Below are 22646 nucleotides of genomic sequence, written 5' to 3'. Positions count from 1 at the left end.
GCCATGGCCGCCCCCGCTCTGACCAGCCCCTATCGCCTGCGTGCCGGAGAGGGCGAAGCGCTGTGGTTCCTGGGCAACCTCGTCACCCTCAAGGCGACCGGCGAGCAGACCCGCGGAGCTCTCACCGTCGCGGAGTTCGTCAACCCGCCCGGCTTCGCACCGCCGCTGCACCGCCACCTCCAGGAGGACGAGGCGTTCTACGTCCTCGAGGGAGAGGCCCGGTTCCACTGCGGCGACGAGGTGCTCGACGCCGGCCCCGGCGACTTCGTGCTGCTGCCGGTCGGGCTGCCGCACACCTTCGTCGTCGGGAGCGGTGGGCCCCTGCGCACGCTGCAGCTGACCACGCCGTCGGGCTTCGAGCGCTTCGCCGCGGAGGCCGGCGAGCCCGCACGCGAGCGACGGCTGCCCGATCCGGCGCCCGTCGACCCGGTCCTGCTCGGCCACATCGCCGCCACCCATGCGGTGGAGCTGCTGGGTCCGCCGCCAGGACACTGATCTCGCTTCGACGATCGTCGAACGGGTACCGGAACGAGCCGGGAAGGGCTCTATGGTCCCGGCGGTGAAGATCGAATTCGGTCGCCTCGGCGCGGCGCTGGCCCTCGCGATCGCTGCCGTCACGGCGACGGCCGCCCCGGCAGCCGCCGCGCCCGGCGAGACCTACGACCAGTACTCCCTGATGTTCCAGCGCTCGGCCGGCCAGCTCGTCGACTCCGCCGGCACCCCGGCGTCGCAGTGGGCGTGGCGGCCGACGGGCGCCACGACCGCGGAGATCCGCTGGGACGAGCCGAAGAACTGGAACAACCCCGCCACCGGCATCGAGCACTTCCTGCGCGACGGCGACTGGCTCTACCTCGACGGCTACGCCGACGACCTGCACCACAAGTACAACACCCAGCGGGTGACGTCCGAGCAGATCGGTGACGGCAGCTGCGGGAACCTGCGCCCGCTGCCGAGCCACGGCGGCCAGCAGCACTACGTCCGCTGGACGATCCCCGCCGAGCCCTACTGCCTGATCGCGAAGGGCACGATCACGAGCCCCGGCGCCGGGATCGTCAACTTCGAGCACCGCCAGATCTGGAAGCCCGCGACGAACTGCGCGACGCGGTTCCAGGGCACGGTGCGCTGCATCGAGCAGCACGAGGTCTGGTCCGACGACAACGGGCACCCCTTCAGCGTGCAGATCGACCGGACACACAAGATCGGCAAGGGCGTCGGCATGGGCCTGGCCATCCACAACACGGTCGGTGGCGGCAAGCCGCTCGACTGGCGGGCGGACCTGCGCAACCGCTGGACCTGGTAACACCCTGGACCGGCGCGCCGACCCTTGGAGACGGGGGGCGCCGTGGACGGGGTGGTCGAGGATCCGACGCCGCACCGGCGGTTGTCCCGGATGGTCGCGGCCAAGCTGCATCCGCCGGTGAGCGCCGCCGCGCTGCTCCACCGGGCCGACGTGCTCCGCGAAATGCACCGGACGACCGCGACCCGCAAGGTCACCGTGCTTTCCGCGCCGGCCGGCTCCGGCAAGACGACGGCAGCAGCACAGTGGGCGCGGACGAGTCCCGATCCCGTCGGCTGGCTGTCCCTCGACCCGGACGACGACGACCCGCACCGCTTCGTGGCGCTTGCCGCCGGCGCCGTCGCGGCCGCCGATCCGGCGCTCGCTGCCGCGTTCGACGAGCGGGACGAGACCGTCGCGGAACGCCTCAACCGCCTGTTCTCGGTCCTCGACGACCAACCGCGGGTCGGCCTGGTGCTCGACGACTACCACGTCCTGGGCGAGGTGAGCACTCATCGAGCGGCCGCCGAGCTGGTCGAACGCAGCCCGACATCGTTGCGGGTGCTGCTGGTGACGCGCAGGCGCCCGCCGTTGCCGCTGTCGACCTGGCGGATCCGCCACCTGCTCGGCGAGCTCGATCCGGCCCTGCTGACCCTGCACGTCACCGAGACGGACGCGCTGCTGCGCATGGCGGGGATCGAGCTCGACGACCGGCTGGTCGCCGCCCTGCACACCGGTTGCGAGGGGTGGTTCGCCGCGACCGTCCTCGCCGTCGCGGCGCTGGCCGACCGGCCCGATCCCGGCCGGCTGGCCGGCGCGTTCGTCCGGCACGGGCACCTCGTCGACGACTACCTGCTCGACGAGGTGCTCGCCGCGCACGGGCCGGCCGCGCGGCGCCTGCTGGCCGAGCTGTCCGTCGTCGAGCGCTTCACGGGCGGTCTCGCCACAGCCGTCACAGGCCGTCGTGACGCACCCGAGGAGATCGAGCGCCTCTTCCGGGCGAACGCCCTCATCGTCGCGACGGACGACGGGGACGCCCGCTGGTACCGCTACCACCACCTGCTGCGCCGGCTGCTCACGGCTCGGCTGGAGACGTGGTCGGAAACGCCTGCGGAGGAGCTGCACGCGCGCGCGGCGGGCTGGTTCGCCCGGTCGGGCTTCGCCGACGAGGCGATCGACCACACGATCGCGGCGCGGGACTGGGCCCGTGCGGTCGCCCTGCTGTCCGAACGCCCGCTCGAACGCCTCGACCCGACGGATCTGCGTCGCTTCCTCGACTGGGTCGACGCCCTGCCGCCCAGTGCCCGCACCCCGCAGCTGGTCCAGACGGCGATCGACGCGAACTTCTGGCACAGCGACCGGTTCCTCGGCGATCGGCCGGCCACCCGTCCCCGCCGGAAGGCCGACCCGCGCAACCCGAGCCTCTCCGACCTGGTCGTCGACCTGATCCAGGTGAGCCACGACGGCGACGTCACCGGTGCCGTCGCCGTCGGTCGGGCGATGAGCCAGGCGGCCACCGATCCCGTCACCCGCGCGGCGGGCGTCGTCTCGGAGCTGGTCGGCATCCTGTTCTCCGGCCAACCCGGGCTCGAGGAGGTGCTCGCCCGGGCGGAGGCCTTCGCGGAGTTCCCGGAGCTCGTCGCCTCCACCGCGACCGTCCGGGCCTGGCGGGCGTGGCACGACGGTGACGTCGCCGAGACCCGCCGGCAGCTCGATCGCGTGCTCGCTCACGACGAGCTGCTCGACGGTCCGGTCGCCGGGCACGCGCTGGCGCTGCACAGCCGGTTGCTCGCCGAGGACGGCCGGCTGGCCGAGGCCGAGACGATCGCGCGCCGGCTCGCCGCCCGGTCGGTCGAGCTCGGCCTGCCGGGGCACCAGGCGCTGGCGCTGGCCCAGGTCGCGCACACGCTGGTGACCGCGGGCCGCACGGCGGAGGCGGCCGAGCCCGCCCGCCTCGCCGCCGCGGCGCTGCACCGCTGCCACGATCCCGGGCCCGTCCAGACCGCCTGGGTCGCCGCCGCCTGCGCGGCCGCCGGCCTCCCGCTCGACGGGCCGACCGAGCCCACGGATCCGCTGTCCACCCGGGAACGCGAGTTCCTGGAACTGCTGGCGACGGACCTGTCGCTCGCCGACATCGCCAAGCGCCTCTTCGTATCCGTCAACACCGCGAAGACCCACCGCCGGGCGGTCTACGCCAAGCTCGGCGTCGCCGACCGACAGGCGGCGGTGGACCGCGGGGCGCGGCTCGGTCTGCTGTGACCCGTCATCCCCACGACACCTTGACGATCGACGGCTTGTCGCTGTTGAACTCGACCTGGTGCGACTTCCGCGACGAGTCCCACAACCCCAGCTTGTACGTGTCGCCGGTCTCGTCGGTGAACCACAGGGTGAACCACCCGGAACCGAAGCCCTTCGGCCCGCGGCCGTCGACGACCACGGCGTAGCGGTAGATGCCGCCCTTCACCCGGCGCAGCGCGAAGCCGTAGACGCATGCACCGTGGTCCCCCACGATCCGCTTCTCGAAGTCGAACCCGTGCTTCCCGTCCGGGTCGACCCACCAGGCGCCGCCCTCGGAGTCCCAGGTCGTCGTCAGCCCGACCGCGGAGCCCAAGGTCGTGCCCCAGTCCGTGCTCGTGAACCCGGTACCCAACCGGATCGGCGGGTCCTCCGTGCCGGCCGAGGTTGCCGCGGCGCGGTCGGTCCAGTTGCCGCTGCGGTCGACGGCGACGGCGTGCAGGGTGGCCGCGGTGGCCCCGTCGAGCTGCGCGGTCCAGGTCGTGCCGCCGGGCGGCTCGTTCGTCGCCGCGACCGTCAGGAACGTGGGCTTCATGTGCCAGCGGTCGCCCGGCTTCGGCGGCGCGACGGCGGCCCCCGCGTGGAAGACCACGGCCGCGATCGCGGCAGCAGCTCCGCTCTGCGCCGGCAGCACGTTCGTGACCTGCACCTTCCCGGACCTCACGACGGTGGGCACGTCCAGTGCGGGTGGCGCGGTCACCACGGTCGGATCCGACGCGTAGGAGGCCGGGACGAGGTAGAAGGCGAGGAAGATCAGGCCGTCGGGGCGCACCGCGGTGCCGATCCCGACCTTCGCCGCGCGCTCCCCGAGCACGTACTTGCGGTGGTTCCACTTCGACGCGGCGTCCTGGTACATCCACGAGTAGACGCCGTACGCGACGGTGGGGCCGAGCGCGAGGCACTCCCACTGCGCGTCGTTCTCGAACCGCAGCGGCGAGGCGTGCTCGTAGTAGTCGAACTGCACCATCTCCCGGCAGTGGTTGGCCGCCTGGCGCGACAGCAGCCCCCGGTCCCACTCCAGCGCCGGCAACCCCCGGTCGGCGCGCTCCTTGTTGACGAGGAGGAGAGCCTGCTCCTCCGGGCTCGTCGCCTGCCAGACCCGGTCGTCGGGCAGGGTGAGGTCGGTCGCGCCGGACCAGGTCGGGGATTCGCTCTTGCGAGCGTGGTTGAAGGCGTCCTGCGCAGCTCCGGCCGTTGCCATCGCGCTGTAGGGCGCGTCGACGTTCTTGTCGAGGGTGAGGTTGAAGGACATGTCGAGGCTCTCCGATCAGCGATGTTCCCCGGAGAGCCTCGGGCGTGGCCGGTGCCGGCGGGAGGACGAAAGCGCTGCCCGGTCGCGAGTCACCCCCGGGTGAGACCGTCCGCCCCGGGGCGAGGTCGAGCACGTATCAGTGCGGGTCCGATGCCTCCGGGCCCTCGCCGTCGGGCTCTACCAGCAGTCCGGCCACGCGTGCATCGACGCGTCGCGGCCCACCGAGGGTGGCGAGGTTCGTGCGGCAGTCGCTGTAGCCCGGCTGCGGTGCGGGATGCTGGTCGCGTGAGCGATCGGCAGCGGCGGACCGTCCGGCGTTCGGCGCACGCTGAGCTGCCCGCGCGCAGCGGTCCCGACGCCACGGAGATCGTCCTGGCGCAGGATGCCGGCCGGGTGCCCGAGCTGGTGCCGCTGCGCCACGCCCGCATGGCGGTGAGCCCGTTCGCGTTCTTCCGCGGCGCGGCTGCGGTGATGGCCGCCGATCTCGCGGCGACGCCGGTGTCGGGGACGCAGGTGCAGCTGTGCGGCGACGCCCACCTCGCCAACTTCGGGTTCTTCGCCTCCCCGGAGCGGCGCCTGGTGTTCGACGTGAACGACTTCGACGAGACCCTCCCGGGCCCGTGGGAGTGGGACGTCAAGCGGCTGGCGGCGAGCGTCGAGGTGGCCGCTCGCGACCGCGGGTTCGCCGACGGCGACCGGCGCGAGATCGTCACGACGACGGTCCGTGCGTACCGCCGCGCCATGCGCGGGTTCGCGAAGATGACGAACCTGGAGGTCTGGTACGCCATCGCCGACGAACGCCATGCCCGGAAGATGATCGAGGGGAAGGGCTCGGCGCAGCGGCTGGCGAAGGCGCGCAAACGCGACCACCGTGACTCGCTCGCGCGCTTCGCCACTGTCGAGGACGGGACGCCGCGGATCGTCGCCGATCCGCCGCTCGTGGTGCCGTTGCACCACCTGGTGCCCAAGGCGCGGGTGCGCCGCCGCGTGGTGGCGATGCTGGAGACGATGCTGGCCGGCTACCGGGAGTCGCTGCTGCCGGAGCGCCGGCGGCTGTTCGACCAGTACCGGCTCACCGACATCGCGCAGAAGGTGGTCGGCGTCGGCAGCGTGGGCAACCGCTGCTGGATGCTGCTGTTCATCGGCCGCGACGCGGACGACCCGCTGTTCCTGCAGGCCAAGGAGGCCGGGCCGTCGGTGCTGGAGCCCTACCTCGGGGACGCCGACCACGGCCACGACGGGCAGCGGGTCGTGGAGGGCCAGCGGCTCATGCAGACCGTGTCCGACATCTTCCTGGGCTGGCAGCGCATCACCGAGCCCGACGGAACGTCCCGCGATTACTACGTTCGGCAGCTGCGCGACTGGAAGGGCTCGATCGACGTCGAGGAGATCGAGCGTCCCGACACGCTCGCGTCCTACGCGGGCATGTGCGCGTGGAGCCTGGCCCGCGCCCACGCCCGCACCGGCGACCGGGCCGCGATCGCGGCCTACCTGGGTTCGTCGGGCAAGTTCGACGACGCGGTGGCCACGTTCGCCGACGCCTACGCCGACCGGACCGAGGCCGACCACGCGGCGTTCGCCGCGGCCGTCACAGCGCCTTGACGATCTCCTCGACGCGGTCCCGCGCGTCCCCGAAGAGCATCTGGCTGTTCTCCCGGAAGAAGAGCGGGTTCTGGACGCCCGCGTACCCCGCGGCCATCGACCGCTTGAAGACGATCACGTTGCCCGCCTCCCACACCTTCAGCACCGGCATGCCGGCGATCGGCGAGTTCGGCTCGTCGGTCGCCGCCGGGTTGACGGTGTCGTTGGCGCCGATGACGAGCACGACGTCGGTGTCGGGGAAGTCGTCGTTGATCTCGTCCATCTCCAGGACGATGTCGTAGGGCACCTTGGCCTCGGCGAGCAGCACGTTCATGTGGCCGGGCAGCCGGCCCGCCACGGGGTGGATGCCGAAGCGGACGTTCACGCCCTTGTCCCGCAGTGCCCGGGTCAGCTCGGCGACCGGGTACTGCGCCTGCGCGACGGCCATGCCGTACCCGGGCGTGATCACGACGTTGGACGCGGTCGAGAGCAGCGCGGCTGCACCCTCAGCGTTGACCTCGCGGTGCTCGCCGTAGTCCTTGGCGTCGCCGCTCGGCGCCTCGATGCCGAAGCCGCCGGCGATGACGGAGATGAACGACCGGTTCATCGCCTTGCACATGATGTAGGACAGGTACGCACCGGACGAGCCGACCAGCGCGCCCGTGATGATCAACAGGTCGTTGCCGAGCAGGAAGCCGGACGCCGCTGCCGCCCAGCCGGAGTAGCTGTTGAGCATCGACACGACCACCGGCATGTCGCCGCCGCCGATCGACGCCACGAGGTGCACGCCCAGCAGCAGCGCGATCACCGTGATGACGACGAGCGCGGTGAGCGTCGGATCGATGACGAACCACACCGTGAGCCCGGCGAAGACGACGAGCGAGCCCAGGTTGAGGGCGTTCTTGCCGGGCAGCACGAGCGGCTTCGAGTTGAAGCGGCCGTTCAGCTTGCCCCAGGCGACGATCGAGCCGGTGAAGGTCACCGCACCGATGAAGACGCCGATCGCGACCTCGCCGCGGTGGATGCCGAGCAGGTCCGCGGCGAGCCCGCCACCGCCGGCCGCCTCCACCTCGAGGTAGCCGTTCCAGCCGACGAGCACGGCGGCGAGCCCGACGAAGCTGTGGAAGAGCGCGATCAGTTCGGGCATGCCGGTCATCGGCACCCGCGAGGCCCGGAAGAGCCCGACCGCCGCGCCGATGACCACGCCCGCGACGAGCAGGCCGAGCCCGAGCCCGCCGATGCCACCGCTGAGGGCGAGCACGAGGGTGGAGATCAGCGCGATCGCCATGCCGGCGATGCCGAACGTGTTGCCGGCGCGAGCGGTCTCGTGGCGGGAGAGCCCGGCGAGCGCGAGGATGAACAGCAGCGCGGCGACGACGTACGCGGCGCTGGCGACGGTCTGTGCAGTCATGGTGTCAGCTCCGCATCGATCAGCTGCGCCGGAACATGCCGAGCATGCGCCGGGTGACGGCGAAACCGCCGAAGACGTTGATGGACGCGAGCAGCACGGCTACTCCGGCGATGACCGTGACGGCGGTGCTGTGCTGGCCGAGCTGCAGGAGCGCGCCGACGACGATGATCCCGGAGATCGCGTTGGTCACCGACATCAGCGGGGTGTGCAGCGCGTGGTGCACGTTCCCGATCACGTAGTAGCCGATGACGATCGCGAGCGCGAACACCACGAGGTGCCCGATCAGCGACGGCGGGGAGATCGCGATCAACGCGAACAGCACGAGCCCCGCCACACCGATCAGCCCTCCCCGACGGGTGGCGGACATCGGGTGCTTCTCCGGCACGGCCACCGCCGCCGGCGCGGCCGCGGCCGGTGCCGCCGACACGGACACCTCGGGAGGTGGCCACGTCGACTCGCCGTCGCGCACCACCGTCATCGAGCGCTGGACGGGGTCGTCGAAGTCGAGGACGAGCCGCCCGTCCTTCTCCGGTGTGAGCAGCTTCATCAGGTTGACGAGGTTGGTGCCGTAGAGCTGGCTCGCCGTGGCCGGCAGCCGGCCGGCGAGGTCGGTGTAGCCGATGATCGTGACGCCGTTCGGCGTGACGACCTTCTCCCCCTTCACCGTGCCCTCGACGTTGCCGCCGTTCGCGGCCGCCATGTCGACGATCACCGAACCCGGCTTCATCGCCGCCACCATCTCGGCGGTGATCAGCCGCGGCGCGGGCCGACCGGGGATCAGCGCCGTCGTGATGACGATGTCGACGTCGGCGGTCTGCTGGGCGTAGAGCGCCGCCTCGCGCTCCTTGTAGTCGTCGCCCATCTCCTTGGCGTAGCCGGTGGTGGAGACCTCCACCTCGGGCGAGGCGATGGACAGGTACTCCCCGCCGAGGGACTTCACCTGGTCGGCGACCTCAGGCCGGGGGTCCGTCGCCCGAACGATCGCGCCGAGCGACCCGGCCGCACCGATCGCCGCGAGCCCCGCCACGCCAGCCCCGACCACCAGCACCTTCGCCGGCGGCACCTTGCCGGCCGCCGTCACCTGCCCGGTGAAGAACCGGCCGAACTCGTGGGCGGCCTCGACGACGGCCCGGTAGCCGGCGATGTTCGCCATCGAGCTGAGCACGTCGAGCGACTGCGCCCGCGAGATCCGCGGCACCGCGTCCATCGACAACGCCGTGATCGGACGCCGCGCCAGCCGCTCGACGATGTCCGGGTCCAGGCGGGGCGCCAGCATCGCGATCAGCGTCGCGCCCGGCCGCATCCGCGCCAGCTCCTCGTCCGACGGGGAGTTGATGGCGAACACGACGTCCGCCTGCCACGCGTCGCCGATGCTGGCACCGGCCTCGACGAAGGCCTCGTCCGGGAAGTCGGAGCGCGCGCCCGCCCCCGCCTCGACGACCACCGAGTAGCCCAGCTTGAGCAGCTGCGCCACCGTCGCGGGTGTCGCCGCGACCCTGGTCTCGCCGGGTGTCGACTCCCGCACCACCCCGATGGTCTTGCCGGGCGTCTGCTCCGTTGCGGCGTCCGAGCTCATGCCGAGAATCTAGACCAGCGCTTCTGTGCCTGAAGGAGTCGTGGATCACAGACGCCCCCACCACGGGTAGCCTCGTCCCATGGCCGTTCCGACCGACGGCAAGAAAAGCACGACGCTGCGCGAGTTCGTCATGGCATGGGAAGCGGGCGAGTACGGCAAGCGCGCCGAACTGCTCGACGGGGTGGTCAGGCACATGCCGATCGGTGATTGGCATGCCGAAACCACCGTGAACGTCATTCGCGCACTACCGGACGGCTCGTACCGGATCAGCGCCGGCTCACTCGCCTCAGGCGAGTCGCTGCCTGGGCCCGACTGCTTCGTCCGCCGACGAGGCGCCCGCCCGATCGAACAGCTGTCTCCGCGGATGTCCCGCTGGCCCGCCGAGGATGTCGTGCTGGTTGTCGAGGTGTCCGAGGAGACCATCGACTATAACCTGGGCCGCAAGGCCGATATCTACGCCGAGGTCGGATTCACCCACTATTGGGTCGTGACCCCGGCCGGTGTCTACGCGCACAACGAGCCGCACGCCGGACGGTACGTCGAGCGTCGGCTCCACAAGCCGGGCGAGCGCATCACCGTTCCCTACGCCCCCGCCGTCGAGCTGGGTGTCGAGGACCTGATCAGCCAGGCAGGGTGAGGATCCGCGGCCCGTCCGCCGTGACGGCCACGGTGTGCTCCCAGTGCACGGCCCGGCTGCCGTCGGCGGTGACGACGGTCCACTCGTCGTCGAGCTCGCGGGTCTCGGCGCTGCCGCCTGTGAGCATCGGCTCGACGGCCAGCGCCATCCCGACCCGCAGCCGCGGGCCGTGGCCGGGCTTGCCGTGGTTGGGCAGGAACGGGTCCATGTGCATCGACGTGCCGATGCCGTGGCCGCCGTACTCCTGCACGATGCCGTACGGCACACCGTCGCGGGCGGCGGCGGCCTCGCAGGCGACCTCAACGGCGTGCGAGATGTCGGTGAGCCGGCCCCCGGCCCGCACTGCCGCGATCCCGGCGTGCAGCGCCTCCTCGCAGGCCTTCGACAGCGCCAGGTCGGCCGCGGAGACCGTCCCCACCGGGATCGTGACGGCGGAGTCGCCGTGCCATCCGTCGAGGATCGCGCCGCAGTCCACCGAGATCAGGTCGCCGTCGGCCAGCACCTGCGCCGCCGACGGGATGCCGTGCACGATCTGCTCGTTCACCGACGCGCAGATCGACGCCGGGTAGCCGCGGTACCCCAGGAACGACGGGACGGCGCCGGCGTCGCGGATCGTCTGCTCGGCCAGCGCGTCCAGCTCAGCCGTGCTGACGCCGGGTGCCGTCAGCTCGGTGACGGCGGCGAGCGTGCGGGCCACGACGGCACCCGCAGCGCGCATCGCCTCGATCTCGCCCGGCGACTTCACCTCGATGTCGCGCCCGCGCAGGCGCGCCACCATCCCCCGGACCCCGCTCCGGTTCATGGCTACCGGTCCTGCAGCGCTGCGGCCACGCGGTCCGTGACCTCCTCGACGCCGCCCTGGGCGTCGACGCTCACGACGATCGCGCGGTAGTGGTCGAGCAGCGGGAACGTCTCGTCGCGGTAGACCTGCTGCCGGTTGCGGATGACGTCCTCGGTGTCGTCGGAGCGGCCGCGCGCGAGCAGCCGGGTGACCAGTTCGTCCTCGTCCACCTGGAACTCGACGACGGCGTCGAGCTCCTCGCCCCGCTCGTCCAGCAGCTCGTCGAGCGAGCGGGCCTGGCTCACCGTGCGCGGGAACCCGTCGAAGATGAAGCCCTTCGTCACGTCGTCGTCGGCGAGGCGCTCACGCACCATCCGCACGGTCACGTCGTCGGGGACGAGGTTGCCCTTGTCCATGTAGCTCTTGGCCTCGAGACCGAGCGGGGTCTCCTGGCTCAGGTTCGCGCGGAACAGATCCCCCGTGGAGATGTGCGGCACGCCCAGCCGCTCGGCCAGCCGCACGGCCTGGGTGCCCTTGCCCGCGCCCGGCGGTCCGACGAGAACGAGTCGCATGTATTCCGACCTCCCACTACCTCGGGGTTCAGCGCAGGAAGCCTTCGTACTTCCGCTGCTTCAGCTGGCTCTCGATCTGCTTCACGGTGTCCAGCCCGACGCCGACCATGATCAGCACCGCCGTACCGCCGAACGGGAAGTTCTGGTTCTGGCCGGTGCCGGTGATGCCGAGGAAGAAGTTCGGCAGGACCGCGATGATGCCCAGGTAGAGCGAACCGGGAAGCGTGATCCGGGACAGCACGAAACCGAGGTACTCGGCCGTCGGTCGGCCGGGTCGGATACCGGGGATGAAGCCGCCGAACTTCCGCATCTCCTCCGCGCGCTCGTCGGGGTTGAACGTGATCCCGACGTAGAAGTAGGTGAAGAAGATGATCAGCGCGAGGTAGGCGACGATGTGCACCCAGCTGGACTGGTCGACCAGGTAGGTCTGCACGAACTGCTGCACGGGGCCGCCCGTGGCGCCGGCCAGGCGCGAGATCAGGTCGGGCAGGTACAGCAGCGACGAGCCGAAGATGACCGGGATGACACCGGCCTGGTTCACCTTCAAGGGCAGGTACGTGGACGTGCCGCCGTACATGCGCCGGCCGACCATCCGCTTCGCGTACTGGACCGGGATGCGGCGCTGCCCCTGCTCCACGAAGACGACGCTCGCGATGATGGCCAGGCCGAAGACGCAGATGCCGGCGAACACCAGACCGCCCGAGCGCATGATGTTGGCGCCCTCGCCCGGGATCCGGGCCGCGATCGAGGTGAAGATCAGCAGCGACATGCCGTTGCCGACGCCGCGCTCGGTGACCAGCTCCCCGAGCCACATGACGATCGCGGTGCCGGCCGTCATCACGATGACGATGATGACCAGGTCGAAGATGCCGGCGTTGGGGATGACGGCGAGGCTGCAGTCCGCGAACAGCTGACCGCGCTGCGCCAGGGCGACGATGCCGGTGGCCTGCAGGATCGCGAGCGCGATCGTGAGGTAGCGGGTGTACTGGGTCAGCTTGTTCTGACCCGACTGCCCTTCCTTCTTCAGCTGCTCGAACCGCGGGATCACCACGGTGAGCAGCTGGATGATGATGCTCGCCGTGATGTACGGCATGATGCCCAGCGCGAAGATCGACAGCTGGAGCAGCGCACCACCGGAGAACAGGTTCAGCAGCGAGTAGACGCCCGAGTTCTCACCGGCCTCGGCCTCGCGGATGCACTGCTGGATGTTCGGGTACGAGATGCCGGGCGACGGGAGCAACGCCCCGGCCCGGTAGACCGCGACGATGCCGAGCGTGAAGAGGATCTTCTTCCGCAGGTCCGGCGTAGTCAGTGCCGACCGGAATGCGCTGAGCACTGGCAGATCCTCCTGGTGAGTCCGCCCGGTTCCGAGCTGACCGGCGGAAATCGACTCTAACAGCGACGCCGACGCCGTCGTCCGTGGTGCCCCGCACGGCACGGACCGGCGCGATCGCGCCGGCCCGACCGAACGGACACCGCCTACAGCTCGGTGGCGGTCCCGCCTGCCGCCGTGATCTTGTCACGGGCGCTGCCGGAGAAGGCGTGCGCGCTCACGCTGAGCTTCACGCCCTCCAGTTCGCCGGAGCCGAGCACCTTGACCAGCTGGTTGCGGCGAACGGCACCCGCGGCCACAAGCTCCTCGGGGCCGACCTCGCCGCCCTTCGGGAACAGGCGGGCCAGGTCACCGATGTTGACGACCTGGTACTCGACGCGGAACTTGTTCTTGAAGCCCTTGAGCTTGGGCAGCCGCATGTGCAGCGGCATCTGCCCGCCCTCGAAGCGCGGTGAGACGTTCTTCCGCGCGCCGGTGCCCTTGGTACCGCGACCGGCCGTCTTGCCCTTGCTGCCCTCACCGCGACCGACCCGGGTCTTCGCGGTCTTGGAGCCGGGAGCCGGACGCAGGTGGTGGATCTTGATGATCGGCTCGCTCATCAGGACTTCACCTCCTCGACCGTCACCAGGTGGCGAACGGCCTTGATCATGCCGCGGACCTGGGGAGTGTCGTCCCACTCGGCCGACTGGCGGATCTTGCGCAGGCCCAGCGACTTCACCGTGGCCTTCTGGTCTGCCTTGCACCCGATGGTGCTGCGCACCTGGGTGATCTTGAGCTTCGCCATCACGCCCTCGCAGCCTGTGCCTCGGCGGCACGGGCACGCAGCATCTCGGCCGGCGCGACGTCCTCAAGCGGCAGGCCGCGGCGGGCCGCGACCTCCTCCGGGCGCTGGATCTGCTTCAACGCGTCGATCGTGGCGTGCACCACGTTGATCGCGTTGTCGCTGCCCAGGCTCTTGGAGAGCACGTCGTGGATGCCGGCGCACTCGAGCACCGCACGCACCGGACCACCGGCGATGACACCGGTACCGGGGCTGGCCGGGATCAGCAGCACGACACCCGCGGCCGCCTCGCCCTGCACCCGGTGGACGATCGAGCCGCCGATGCGCGGGACGCGGAAGAAGTTCTTCTTCGCCTCCTCGACACCCTTGGCGATCGCCGCCGGCACCTCCTTGGCCTTGCCGTAGCCGACGCCGACGAGGCCGTCGCCGTCGCCCACGATCATCAGGGCGGTGAAGCTGAAGCGCCGACCACCCTTGACGACCTTGGCCACGCGGTTGATCGTGACCAGCCGCTCGATGTACGGGGTCTTGTCCTGGGCCGCCCCGCCACGGCCTCCGTCCCGGCGGTCCCGGCGGTCGCGGTTCTGGTTGTCGCCGCTGCCGCCGCCGGGTCCTCCGCCGTCACGCCGTGTACGTCCCGGCATCAGACGTTCCCTTCAATCTTGATCATGGTCATCAGAACTCCAGGCCACCCTCGCGAGCAGCGTCGGCGAGCGCCGCGATCCGGCCGTGGTAGTCGCGACCACCCCGGTCGAAGACGACGGCGGAGACGCCGGCGGCCTTCGCGCGCTCGGCGATGAGCTCGCCGACCTTCGTCGCGCGGGCCTTCTTGTCGCCGTCGAGCGCGCGCACGTCGGCCTCCAGCGTGGAGGCGGACGCCAGCGTGTGCCCGGCCAGGTCGTCGACCAGCTGCGCCACGATGTGGCGCGAGCTGCGGTTGACGACCAGGCGCGGACGGGCGGCGGAGCCGACGACCTTCTTGCGCAGCCGTGCGTGGCGGCGAGCGAGGGCGGTGCGGCGCTCGGCCGACACCCGCGAGGCAGCCCGCTTCTTCGCGTTCGCGGAGATCGCAGTGTTCTTGGCAGCCATCACTTACCCGTCTTCCCGACCTTGCGGCGCACGTTCTCGCCCGCGTACCGCACACCCTTGCCCTTGTACGGCTCGGGCTTGCGGATCTTGCGGATGTTGGCAGCGGTCTCGCCGACCAGCTGCTTGTCGATCCCCGACACCGAGAACTTGGTGGGGGACTCGACCGCGAAGGTGATGCCGGCCGGCGGCTCGACGACCACCGGGTGGCTGAAGCCGAGCGCGAAGTTCAAGTTGCCGCCCTGCAGTGCAACGCGGTAACCGACGCCGACGATCTCCAGCTTCTTCTCGTAGCCCGCGGTGACGCCGACGACCAGGTTGTTCACCAGCGACCGCGACAGGCCGTGCATGGCCTTGCTGCGCCGCTCGTCGTCGGGGCGCTTCAGCACGACAGCGCCGTCGTCGCCACGCTCGACCGTGATCGGCTCGATCACGGTGTGGCTCAAGGTGCCCTTCGGGCCCTTGACCGTGATGGTGCGGCCGTCGATGGCGACGTCCACCCCGGACGGCACGGCGATGGGCAGCTTCCCGATTCGGGACATGGTTCCTACCCCCTCACCACACGTAGGCGAGGACTTCCCCGCCCACGCCGTTCTTCTTCGCCTGCTGGTCGGTCTGCAGGCCGCTCGACGTCGAGATGATCGCGACGCCGAGGCCGCCGAGGACCCGGGGCAGGTTGGTGGACTTTGCGTACACGCGCAGGCCGGGCTTGGAGACCCGGCGCAGACCGGCGATGCTCCGCTCGCGGTTGCGGCCGTACTTGAGCTCGATCACCAGGCTCTTGCCCACCTCGGCGTCCTCCGTGCGGTGCGAGGCGATGTAGCCCTCCCGCAGCAGGACGTCCGCGATGGCGGACTTGAGCTTGGAGTGCGGCATGGTGACCTGGTCGTGGTACGCCGAGTTGGCGTTCCGCAACCGGGTCAGCATGTCCGCGATCGGATCGGTCATCGTCATGGCGACGTCACACTCGTTTTCCCGCCGTGGTTCCCCTACGGGCCTGCGGCGATCTGAGGGGTGTTACCAGCTGCTCTTGTTCACGCCCGGCAGCTCGCCGGCGTGCGCCATCTCGCGGACGCACACCCGGCACAGGCCGAACTTGCGCAGCACCGAGCGCGGACGACCGCACTTCTGGCACCGCGTGTAGGCCCGCACCTTGAACTTCGGGGTGCGGTTGGACTTGACGATCAGGGCCTTCTTCGCCATCTCACGCCTCCTTGAAAGGGAAGCCGAGCTTGCGCAGGAGCGCGCGGCCTTCCTCGTCCGTCGTAGCCGTGGTGACGACCGTGATGTCCATCCCGCGCGGCCGGTCGATCGAGTCCGGGTCGATCTCGTGGAACATCGACTGCTCCGTGAGCCCGAACGTGTAGTTGCCCCGGCCGTCGAACTGCTTGCCGGACAGGCCGCGGAAGTCGCGGATACGGGGAAGCGCGATCGTCAGCAGACGGTCGAGGAACTCCCACATCCGGTCGCCGCGCAGGGTGACCTTCGCGCCGATCGGCATGCCCTCGCGCAGCTTGAACTGCGCGATCGACTTCGTGGCCCGCCGGACCTGCGGCTTCTGGCCGGTGATCGTGGCGAGGTCGCGCACGGCGCCCTCGATCAGCTTCGCGTCACGGGCGGCGTCGCCGACGCCCATGTTGACGACGACCTTCACGACGCCGGGGATCTGCATGACGTTGTCGTAGGAGAACTGCTCCTGCAGCTCGCCCTTGATCTCGTCGCGGTAGCGCTGCTTGAGCCGCGGCGCCACCTTCTCAGCGGTGGTCATCAGATCTCCTTCCCGGAACGCCGGGAGATCCGCACGCGCTTGCCGTCGTCGGTGGTCTTCTTGCCCACGCGGGTCGGCTTGCCGTCGGAGTCGACGACCATCACGTTCGAGACGTGGATCGCAGCCTCGGTCGTGATGATGCCGCCCGACTGGGCGCCCCGCTGGTTCTGCGTGATCCGGGTGTGCTTCTTGATCCGGTTCACGCCCTCGACGAGCACGCGGTCGCGGTCCGGGTAGGCCTGGATGACCTTGCCCTTCGCGCCCTTGTCCTTACCGGCGATCACGAGCACCGTGTCGCCCTTCTTCACCTTCACTACAACACCTCCGGCGCGAGCGAGACGATTCGCATGAATCGCTTGTCGCGCAGCTCGCGACCCACCGGCCCGAAGATGCGGGTCCCGCGCGGCTCGCCGTCCGCCTTGATGATCACGGCGGCGTTCTCGTCGAACTTGATGTACGAGCCGTCCGCCCGGCGGCGCTCCTTGACGGTGCGCACGATGACGGCCTTGACCACGTCGCCACGCTTCACGTTGGCGCCGGGGATGGCGTCCTTCACGGTGGCGACGATGATGTCGCCGATCCCCGCGTAGCGGCGGCCGGAGCCGCCCAGCACGCGGATGCAGAGGATCTCCTTGGCACCGCTGTTGTCGGCGACGCGCAGCCGCGATTCCTGCTGGATCACTTCGCCTTCTCCAGGATCTCCACCAGCCGCCAGCGCTTGGTCGCCGACAGCGGGCGGGTCTCCATCAACCGGACGCGGTCGCCGACGCCGGCCGTGTTGGCCTCGTCGTGCGCCTTGACCTTGTGCGTCCGGCGGATGACCTTGCCGTAGAGCGGGTGCTTCACGCGGTCCTCGAGGTTCACCACGATGGTCTTGTCCATCTTGTCGGACACCACCAGGCCCTCGCGGACCTTGCGCTCACCGCGCTTGTCCACCTTCACGTCGTCACTCATGCCGACACCTCGTCATCGCTCGGTGCGGCCGACAGACCCAGCTCGCGCTCACGCATGATCGTGTAGATCCGTGCGATGTCGTGCCGGACGGTACGCAGCCGCCGGTTGTTGTCCAGCTGCCCGGTGGCCATCTGGAACCGCAGGTTGAACAGTTCCTCCTTGGCCTCGCGCACGCGCAGCACCAACTCCTCGTCGGTGAGCTCGCGCAGCTCGGCCGCGGTCGTGGACGCCATCAGAAGTCACCACCCTCGCGGGTCACGATCCGGCACTTCATCGGCAGCTTGTGGATCGCGCGGCGCAGCGCCTCGCGAGCCGTCTGCTCGTTCGGGTAGCTCATCTCGAACAGCACCCGGCCGGGCTTGACGTTGGCCACCCACTTCTCCGGCGAACCCTTACCGGAACCCATGCGGGTCTCGGCGGGCTTCTTGGTGAGCGGGCGGTCGGGGAAGATGTTGATCCACACCTTGCCGCCACGGCGGATGTGCCGGTTGATCGCGATACGCGCCGACTCGATCTGCCGGTTGGTCACGTAGGCCGGCTCCAGAGCCTGGATGCCGAAGTCGCCGAAGGTGACCTGGGTGCCACCGGTCGCGAGACCGGTGCGGTGCGGACGGTGCTGCTTGCGGTGCTTGACACGGCGGGGGATGAACATGATCAGCTCTCCCCACCGGTCGAAGCAGCGGCCTCGGGGGCCGAGCTCTCCGCAGCGGCAGCGCGCCCGGCGTCGGTGCCACCGCTGCCGGTGGTGCCGGACGCGCCGGAGCGACGGCGCTGCGGACGCTCGCGGCGCGGGCCGCGCTCGTTGCCGGCCGGCGCGGCGGGCACGCCCTCACGGCGGCCACCGACGACGTCGCCCTTGTAGATCCACACCTTGACGCCGATGCGGCCGAACGTGGTGCGGGCCTCGAACAGGCCGTAGTCGATGTCGGCGCGCAGCGTGTGCAGCGGCACGCGACCCTCGCGGTAGAACTCCGAGCGCGACATCTCGGCGCCGCCGAGACGACCCGAGCACTGCACGCGGATGCCCTTGACCTGCGGCGAACGCATGGCCGACTGGATGGCCTTGCGCATCGCGCGCCGGAAGGCGACGCGGTTGGACAGCTGCTCGGCAACGCCCTGCGCGACGAGCTGCGCGTCCGACTCCGAGTTCTTGACCTCGAGGATGTTCAGCTGGACCTGCTTCTTGGTCAGCTTCTCGAGGTTGCCCCGGATCCGGTCGGCCTCCGCGCCGCGGCGGCCGATCACGATGCCCGGACGGGCGGTGTGGATGTCGACGCGGACCCGGTCCCGGGTGCGCTCGATCTCCACCTTGGAGATGCCGGCCCGCTCCATGCCCTTGGAGAGCATGCGGCGGATCTCGACGTCCTCCTTGACGTACTCGGAGTACTGCTTGTCGGCGTACCAGCGCGACTTCCAGTCGGTGGTGATGCCGAGCCGGAACCCGTGCGGGTTGATCTTCTGACCCATCAGCGGGCCCTCCCCTGTGCCCGTGCTGCGCGACCGGTGGTCGGACGAGACTCGACCTCGACCGTGATGTGGCACGCGCGCTTGCGGACGCGGTACGCGCGACCCTGCGCGCGCGGCCGGATCCGCTTCATGGTGACGCCCTGGTCCACGTAGATCGTCTTGACCCAGAGGGACCGCGGGTCGAGCTGCAGGTTGTTGTTCGCGTTGGCGACCGCGCTGGCGATCACCTTGTAGACGGGCTCGCTGGCGGCGTGCACGTCGAGCTGGAGGATCGCGAGAGCCTCGTCGACGTGCTTGCCCCGAACCAGGTCGACGACGCGGCGGACCTTGCGCTCGCTCATCGGGATGCGCCGGGCGACCGCGCGGGCGGTCGGCCGGGCCTCGGTGCTGTTCTCTGCGGTGGTCATCGACGCCTCGCCTTGCGGTCGTCCTTGATGTGGCCGCGGAAGGTTCGCGTGGGGGCGAACTCACCCAGCTTGTGGCCGACCATCGAGTCCGACACGAACACCGGCACGTGCTTGCGGCCGTCGTGCACCGCGATCGTGTGGCCGATCATGTCGGGGATGATCGTGGACCGCCGCGACCACGTGCGGATGACGGTCTTCTTGCCCGACTCGTTGAGGGCGTCCACCTTCTTGAGCAGGTGGTCGTCGACGAACGGGCCCTTCTTCAGGCTGCGTGGCATGTCTTACCTCCTACTCAACGCTTCTTGCCGGTGCGACGCCGGCGGACGATCAACTTGTCGGACGGCTTGTTGGCCTTGCGGGTGCGGCCCTCGGGCTTACCGGCCGGGTTCACCGGGTGGCGACCACCGGAGGTCTTGCCCTCACCACCACCGTGCGGGTGGTCGACCGGGTTCATGGCGACACCACGGACGGTCGGGCGCTTGCCCTTCCACCGCATGCGGCCCGCCTTGCCCCAGTTGATGTTGGACTGCTCGGCGTTGCCCACCTCGCCGATCGTCGCGCGGCAGCGCACGTCGACGTTGCGGATCTCGCCGGAAGGCATGCGCAGCTGCGCGTACGGCCCGTCCTTGGCGACGAGCTGCACCCGCGCACCGGCGGACCGCGCGATCTTCGCGCCGCCGCCGGGGCGGAGCTCGATCGCGTGGATCACGGTGCCGGTGGGGATGTTGCGCAGCGGCAGGTTGTTGCCGACCTTGATGTCGGCCTTGGCGCCGGCCTCGACGCGGTCGCCCTGCTTCAGCTTGTCGGGGGCGATGATGTAGCGCTTCTCGCCGTCGACGTAGTGCAGCAGCGCGATCCGGGCGGTGCGGTTGGGGTCGTACTCGATGTGCGCGACCTTCGCCGGAACGCCGTCCTTGTCGTTGCGCCGGAAGTCGATGAGGCGGTAGGCGCGCTTGTGCCCGCCGCCCTGGTGCCGCGCGGTGACCCGCCCGTGCACGTTGCGCCCGCCCTTGCTGTGGATCGGGCGGATCAGCGACTTCTCCGGCGTGGACCGGGTGATCTCGGCGAAGTCCGACACGCTCGAGCCGCGGCGGCCCGGAGTGGTCGGCTTGTACTTGCGGATGGCCATCTTGTCTCTACGCCCCTCAGCTCGCCCGGCCGCCGAAGACGTCGATCTCACGGCTCTCCGGGGAGATTGTGACGATCGCGCGCTTCGTGTCCTTGCGCTTGCCGTAGCCCGAGCGGGTGCGCTTGCGCTTCCCGGTGCGGTTCAGGGTGTTGACCGACAGCACCTTGACGTCGAACACCTGCTCCACGGCGATCTTGATCTGGGTCTTGTTCGCGTCGGGTCGGACGATGAAGGTGTACTGGCGCTCCTCGAGCAGCCCGTAGCTCTTCTCCGAGACCACCGGCGCGAGCAGGATGTCGCGCGGGTCGGGGATCACTTGTCCTCCTCCTTACGCTGCGACGGCGGCAGCTGGAAACCGGCCGCCTCCGCCGCCTCGGCGGTGGTGAACCACACCTCGGCGACCGTGCGGGCGTAGAACGAGCTGCCCGGCACGTGGTACAGCATCGAGTCGGCGTTGCCCTTGACCGGGAAACCCTCCGGCTGCGAGCCGTCGGCCAGCGGCGCGTGGCTCTCGGGGCCGTAGGGGGCCTCGTCGGCCGCAGCACCCTTGACCAGGCTCGGCGCGACCTCGCTCTCGCGGGCCGCCCCCTTCGCGGCACCCGCGGTGGCGATCGGCCCCGCGAGGAACAGCTCGTACGCGTCCTGCAGGAACACCACGGCGTCGTTGACGAGCACGTCGTAGGTGTTCAGCTGGTCGGGCGCGATCAGGTGCACGTCGGGCAGGTTGCGCAGCGACAGCTGGTGCAGCACGTCGTCGCGGGAGACGACGACCAGCACCTTGGTGCCGGCGTCGACGATCTCGGCGAGCGCGGTGCGCGCGGCCTTGGTGGACGGCGCGTCGCCCGTCACCAGCGAGTCGACGACGAACACGACGTCACCGCGAGCCCGGTCGGAGAGGGCACCGCGCAGGGCGGCCGCCTTCATCTTCTTCGGGGTCTTCTGCGTGTAGTCGCGCGGCGTCGGGCCGTGGACGGTGCCACCGCCGGTGAACTGCGGCGCACGGGTCGAGCCCTGGCGGGCGCGACCGGTGCCCTTCTGGCGGTAGGGCTTGCGGCCACCGCCGCGCACCTCGCCACGGGTCTTGGTGTCGTGCGTGCCCTGGCGGGCGGCCGCGAGCTGGGCCACCACGACCTGGTGCATCAGCCCGACGTTCGCCTGGACGTCGAAGACGTGCTCCGGGAGGTCGACCTTCACCGTGCTCACTTCGCACCGCCCTTCGCCGCGGACTTCACGAACAGCAGGCCGCCGCGCGGACCAGGGACAGCACCCTTGATCAGCAGCAGCCCGCGCTCGGCGTCGACCCGGTGGACCGTCAGGTTCTGCGTGGTGACGGTCTCGTGGCCCATGCGGCCGGCCATCTTCAGCCCCTTGAACACGCGGCCCGGGGTGGCGCAGCCACCGATCGAGCCGGGCGAGCGGTGCTTGCGCTGGACACCGTGGGAGTTGCCGAGGCCGTGGAAGCCGTGGCGCTTCATGACGCCCGCGGTGCCCTTGCCCTTGCTGGTGCCCACGACGTCGACGCTCACGCCGGCGGCGAACACCTCGGCGGTGATCTCCTGCCCGAGCGAGTAGTCGGCGGCGTCGGTGGTGCGCAGCTCCACGAGGTGGCGCCGCGGGGTGGTGCCGGCCTTGGCGAAGTGGCCCGTCTCGGGCTTGTTCACCTTGCGCGGGTCGATCGCGCCGAACGCGAGCTGGACGGCGGTGTAGCCGTCCTTCTCCGGCGTGCGGATCTGGGTCACCACGTTCGGTCCGGCCTGGACCACGGTGACCGGGACCACCCGGTTGTTCTCGTCGAAGACCTGGGTCATCCCGAGCTTGGTGCCCAGGATCCCGGTGATCTGCCTGTCTGCCATCAGTCCGCGTCCTACTGAATGTTCACGTCGACGCTGGCCGGGAGGTCGATGCGCATGAGCGCGTCGACCGTCTTCGGCGTCGGGTCGAGGATGTCGATCAGCCGCTTGTGCGTCCGCATCTCGAAGTGCTCGCGCGAGTCCTTGTACTTGTGCGGCGAGCGGATGACGCAGTACACGTTCTTCTCCGTCGGCAACGGCACCGGCCCGACGACCCGAGCGCCCGTGCGCGTGACCGTCTCGACGATCTTGCGCGCGGAGGCGTCGATGGCCTCGTGGTCATAGGCCTTCAGCCTGATGCGGATCTTCTGTCCCGCCATGGTCGTCGGTCGTCCTCTTCTTCCTACCGCTCGTGTACGTGCTCCGGGTCGGGGCACACGCCAGGAGCCCATCCGGTCTCACTGGGGTGGCTCCGGTCCACGAGGTCGGGCGTGTCGCCGTGACCTCACGGACTCGTCCCCGGATCACCCGCAACCCCCCGGGGGGAGGT

32 protein-coding genes are annotated in these 22646 nt (G+C 70.3%); 5 read left to right on the top strand and 27 right to left on the bottom strand.

What is annotated here, in order from left to right; all coding sequences use genetic code 11:
- Nucleotides 1–3 precede the first annotated feature (3 nt).
- The 3 genes from ACQEVB_RS11340 to ACQEVB_RS11330 all read left to right on the top strand — a co-directional run bounded on the left by ACQEVB_RS11340 (nucleotide 4) and on the right by ACQEVB_RS11330 (nucleotide 3535).
- A complete protein-coding gene (locus ACQEVB_RS11340) occupies nucleotides 4–495 on the top strand; it encodes a quercetin 2,3-dioxygenase (RefSeq protein WP_432968668.1) in 492 nt (163 codons plus the stop codon).
- Nucleotides 496–559: 64 nt separating this feature from the next.
- Nucleotides 560–1300, top strand: a complete 741-nt coding sequence (locus ACQEVB_RS11335; RefSeq protein ID WP_432968665.1) for a hypothetical protein — start codon at nucleotides 560–562, stop codon at nucleotides 1298–1300.
- A gap of 42 nt (nucleotides 1301–1342) precedes the next feature.
- A complete protein-coding gene (locus ACQEVB_RS11330) occupies nucleotides 1343–3535 on the top strand; it encodes a LuxR C-terminal-related transcriptional regulator (protein WP_432968662.1) in 2193 nt (730 codons plus the stop codon).
- Between the two features lie 4 nt (nucleotides 3536–3539).
- Here the strand turns inward: ACQEVB_RS11330 and ACQEVB_RS11325 are convergent, their stop codons facing one another.
- The gene (locus ACQEVB_RS11325; RefSeq protein ID WP_432968659.1) at nucleotides 3540–4823 is read right to left on the bottom strand and encodes a CAP domain-containing protein; all 1284 of its coding nucleotides are present in this window, start codon (nucleotides 4821–4823) and stop codon (nucleotides 3540–3542) included.
- Between the two features lie 285 nt (nucleotides 4824–5108).
- Here ACQEVB_RS11325 and ACQEVB_RS11320 point away from each other — a divergent pair, with 285 nt between their 5' ends.
- On the top strand, nucleotides 5109–6425 hold the full coding sequence (locus ACQEVB_RS11320) for a DUF2252 domain-containing protein (RefSeq protein ID WP_432968656.1): 1317 nt from the start codon (nucleotides 5109–5111) through the stop codon (nucleotides 6423–6425).
- Here ACQEVB_RS11320 and pntB read toward each other — a convergent pair.
- Both pntB and ACQEVB_RS11310 read right to left on the bottom strand, forming a co-directional pair.
- Complete coding sequence (pntB, locus tag ACQEVB_RS11315; protein WP_432968653.1) at nucleotides 6412–7815, bottom strand: Re/Si-specific NAD(P)(+) transhydrogenase subunit beta; 1404 nt, start codon at nucleotides 7813–7815, stop codon at nucleotides 6412–6414. The genes ACQEVB_RS11320 and pntB overlap by 14 nt on opposite strands.
- Nucleotides 7816–7834: 19 nt before the next feature.
- Nucleotides 7835–9391 carry a Re/Si-specific NAD(P)(+) transhydrogenase subunit alpha gene (locus tag ACQEVB_RS11310; protein WP_432968650.1) on the bottom strand — a complete coding sequence of 519 codons (1557 nt, stop codon included), beginning with the start codon at nucleotides 9389–9391 and terminating at the stop codon, nucleotides 7835–7837.
- A gap of 79 nt (nucleotides 9392–9470) precedes the next feature.
- On the opposite strand from ACQEVB_RS11310, the gene ACQEVB_RS11305 reads away from it, so the two are divergent.
- The gene (locus ACQEVB_RS11305) at nucleotides 9471–10028 is read left to right on the top strand and encodes a Uma2 family endonuclease (protein WP_432968647.1); all 558 of its coding nucleotides are present in this window, start codon (nucleotides 9471–9473) and stop codon (nucleotides 10026–10028) included.
- Here the strand turns inward: ACQEVB_RS11305 and map are convergent.
- The 24 genes from map to rpsJ all read right to left on the bottom strand — a co-directional run bounded on the left by map (nucleotide 10012) and on the right by rpsJ (nucleotide 22476).
- The gene (gene map, locus ACQEVB_RS11300) at nucleotides 10012–10830 is read right to left on the bottom strand and encodes a type I methionyl aminopeptidase (RefSeq protein ID WP_432968644.1); all 819 of its coding nucleotides are present in this window, start codon (nucleotides 10828–10830) and stop codon (nucleotides 10012–10014) included. The two genes, ACQEVB_RS11305 and map, sit on opposite strands and share 17 nt — an antisense overlap.
- A gap of 2 nt (nucleotides 10831–10832) precedes the next feature.
- On the bottom strand, nucleotides 10833–11381 hold the full coding sequence (locus ACQEVB_RS11295) for an adenylate kinase (RefSeq protein ID WP_432968641.1): 549 nt from the start codon (nucleotides 11379–11381) through the stop codon (nucleotides 10833–10835).
- 28 nt (nucleotides 11382–11409) lie between these two features.
- Entirely contained in the window at nucleotides 11410–12717 is a 1308-nt protein-coding gene (secY, locus tag ACQEVB_RS11290) for a preprotein translocase subunit SecY (protein WP_432968638.1), read from the bottom strand.
- A 143-nt stretch (nucleotides 12718–12860) separates the two neighbouring features.
- Nucleotides 12861–13313 carry a 50S ribosomal protein L15 gene (gene rplO / locus ACQEVB_RS11285; RefSeq protein WP_432968636.1) on the bottom strand — a complete coding sequence of 151 codons (453 nt, stop codon included), beginning with the start codon at nucleotides 13311–13313 and terminating at the stop codon, nucleotides 12861–12863.
- On the bottom strand, nucleotides 13313–13498 hold the full coding sequence (rpmD, locus tag ACQEVB_RS11280) for a 50S ribosomal protein L30 (protein WP_432968633.1): 186 nt from the start codon (nucleotides 13496–13498) through the stop codon (nucleotides 13313–13315). Before rpmD ends, rplO begins: the two co-directional genes overlap by 1 nt.
- Complete coding sequence (gene rpsE, locus ACQEVB_RS11275) at nucleotides 13498–14139, bottom strand: 30S ribosomal protein S5 (RefSeq protein ID WP_432968630.1); 642 nt, start codon at nucleotides 14137–14139, stop codon at nucleotides 13498–13500. Before rpsE ends, rpmD begins: the two co-directional genes overlap by 1 nt.
- 31 nt (nucleotides 14140–14170) lie before the next feature.
- Nucleotides 14171–14584 (bottom strand): 50S ribosomal protein L18, encoded by a 414-nt coding sequence (gene rplR / locus ACQEVB_RS11270; RefSeq protein ID WP_432968627.1) that lies wholly within the window; start codon nucleotides 14582–14584, stop codon nucleotides 14171–14173.
- Nucleotides 14584–15123 (bottom strand): 50S ribosomal protein L6, encoded by a 540-nt coding sequence (gene rplF / locus ACQEVB_RS11265; protein WP_432968624.1) that lies wholly within the window; start codon nucleotides 15121–15123, stop codon nucleotides 14584–14586. Before rplF ends, rplR begins: the two co-directional genes overlap by 1 nt.
- Nucleotides 15124–15136: 13 nt before the next feature.
- Entirely contained in the window at nucleotides 15137–15535 is a 399-nt protein-coding gene (rpsH, locus tag ACQEVB_RS11260) for a 30S ribosomal protein S8 (protein ID WP_432968620.1), read from the bottom strand.
- A 63-nt stretch (nucleotides 15536–15598) separates the two neighbouring features.
- Nucleotides 15599–15784, bottom strand: coding sequence for a type Z 30S ribosomal protein S14 (locus ACQEVB_RS11255; RefSeq protein ID WP_432968617.1), 186 nt, complete (start codon nucleotides 15782–15784; stop codon nucleotides 15599–15601).
- 1 nt (nucleotide 15785) lies between these two features.
- The gene (gene rplE / locus ACQEVB_RS11250; protein ID WP_432968614.1) at nucleotides 15786–16349 is read right to left on the bottom strand and encodes a 50S ribosomal protein L5; all 564 of its coding nucleotides are present in this window, start codon (nucleotides 16347–16349) and stop codon (nucleotides 15786–15788) included.
- A complete protein-coding gene (gene rplX / locus ACQEVB_RS11245) occupies nucleotides 16349–16663 on the bottom strand; it encodes a 50S ribosomal protein L24 (protein ID WP_432968611.1) in 315 nt (104 codons plus the stop codon). The genes rplE and rplX overlap by 1 nt, the downstream gene beginning before the upstream one ends.
- Nucleotides 16663–17031, bottom strand: coding sequence for a 50S ribosomal protein L14 (gene rplN / locus ACQEVB_RS11240; protein WP_432968608.1), 369 nt, complete (start codon nucleotides 17029–17031; stop codon nucleotides 16663–16665). The genes rplX and rplN overlap by 1 nt, the downstream gene beginning before the upstream one ends.
- Nucleotides 17028–17303: a 30S ribosomal protein S17 gene (gene rpsQ / locus ACQEVB_RS11235; protein WP_432968605.1), complete on the bottom strand. Its 276-nt coding sequence runs from the start codon at nucleotides 17301–17303 to the stop codon at nucleotides 17028–17030. Before rpsQ ends, rplN begins: the two co-directional genes overlap by 4 nt.
- Nucleotides 17300–17536, bottom strand: coding sequence for a 50S ribosomal protein L29 (rpmC, locus tag ACQEVB_RS11230; protein ID WP_432968602.1), 237 nt, complete (start codon nucleotides 17534–17536; stop codon nucleotides 17300–17302). The genes rpsQ and rpmC overlap by 4 nt, the downstream gene beginning before the upstream one ends.
- Complete coding sequence (gene rplP / locus ACQEVB_RS11225; protein WP_432968599.1) at nucleotides 17536–17955, bottom strand: 50S ribosomal protein L16; 420 nt, start codon at nucleotides 17953–17955, stop codon at nucleotides 17536–17538. Before rplP ends, rpmC begins: the two co-directional genes overlap by 1 nt.
- Before the next feature lie 2 nt (nucleotides 17956–17957).
- Entirely contained in the window at nucleotides 17958–18770 is an 813-nt protein-coding gene (gene rpsC / locus ACQEVB_RS11220; RefSeq protein WP_432968596.1) for a 30S ribosomal protein S3, read from the bottom strand.
- Nucleotides 18770–19177, bottom strand: coding sequence for a 50S ribosomal protein L22 (gene rplV / locus ACQEVB_RS11215; protein ID WP_432968593.1), 408 nt, complete (start codon nucleotides 19175–19177; stop codon nucleotides 18770–18772). The genes rpsC and rplV overlap by 1 nt, the downstream gene beginning before the upstream one ends.
- Nucleotides 19174–19455: a 30S ribosomal protein S19 gene (gene rpsS, locus ACQEVB_RS11210; RefSeq protein ID WP_020622935.1), complete on the bottom strand. Its 282-nt coding sequence runs from the start codon at nucleotides 19453–19455 to the stop codon at nucleotides 19174–19176. The genes rplV and rpsS overlap by 4 nt, the downstream gene beginning before the upstream one ends.
- Nucleotides 19456–19469: 14 nt before the next feature.
- Nucleotides 19470–20306: a 50S ribosomal protein L2 gene (gene rplB, locus ACQEVB_RS11205; RefSeq protein WP_432968589.1), complete on the bottom strand. Its 837-nt coding sequence runs from the start codon at nucleotides 20304–20306 to the stop codon at nucleotides 19470–19472.
- Between the two features lie 16 nt (nucleotides 20307–20322).
- Nucleotides 20323–20622 (bottom strand): 50S ribosomal protein L23, encoded by a 300-nt coding sequence (gene rplW, locus ACQEVB_RS11200; RefSeq protein ID WP_432968586.1) that lies wholly within the window; start codon nucleotides 20620–20622, stop codon nucleotides 20323–20325.
- A complete protein-coding gene (rplD, locus tag ACQEVB_RS11195) occupies nucleotides 20619–21509 on the bottom strand; it encodes a 50S ribosomal protein L4 sunset domain variant (protein WP_432968583.1) in 891 nt (296 codons plus the stop codon). The genes rplW and rplD overlap by 4 nt, the downstream gene beginning before the upstream one ends.
- Complete coding sequence (gene rplC, locus ACQEVB_RS11190) at nucleotides 21506–22159, bottom strand: 50S ribosomal protein L3 (protein WP_432968580.1); 654 nt, start codon at nucleotides 22157–22159, stop codon at nucleotides 21506–21508. The genes rplD and rplC overlap by 4 nt, the downstream gene beginning before the upstream one ends.
- A gap of 11 nt (nucleotides 22160–22170) precedes the next feature.
- Nucleotides 22171–22476: a 30S ribosomal protein S10 gene (gene rpsJ / locus ACQEVB_RS11185; RefSeq protein WP_003938093.1), complete on the bottom strand. Its 306-nt coding sequence runs from the start codon at nucleotides 22474–22476 to the stop codon at nucleotides 22171–22173.
- Nucleotides 22477–22646 lie beyond the last annotated feature (170 nt).

It is taken from the genome of Pseudonocardia sp. CA-107938 (assembly GCF_050936315.1).
Taxonomy (GTDB): Bacteria; Actinomycetota; Actinomycetes; order Mycobacteriales; family Pseudonocardiaceae; genus Pseudonocardia.
Note: the sequence above shows the minus strand (reverse complement) of the source record. Positions and strands in the feature narration are given on the sequence as shown.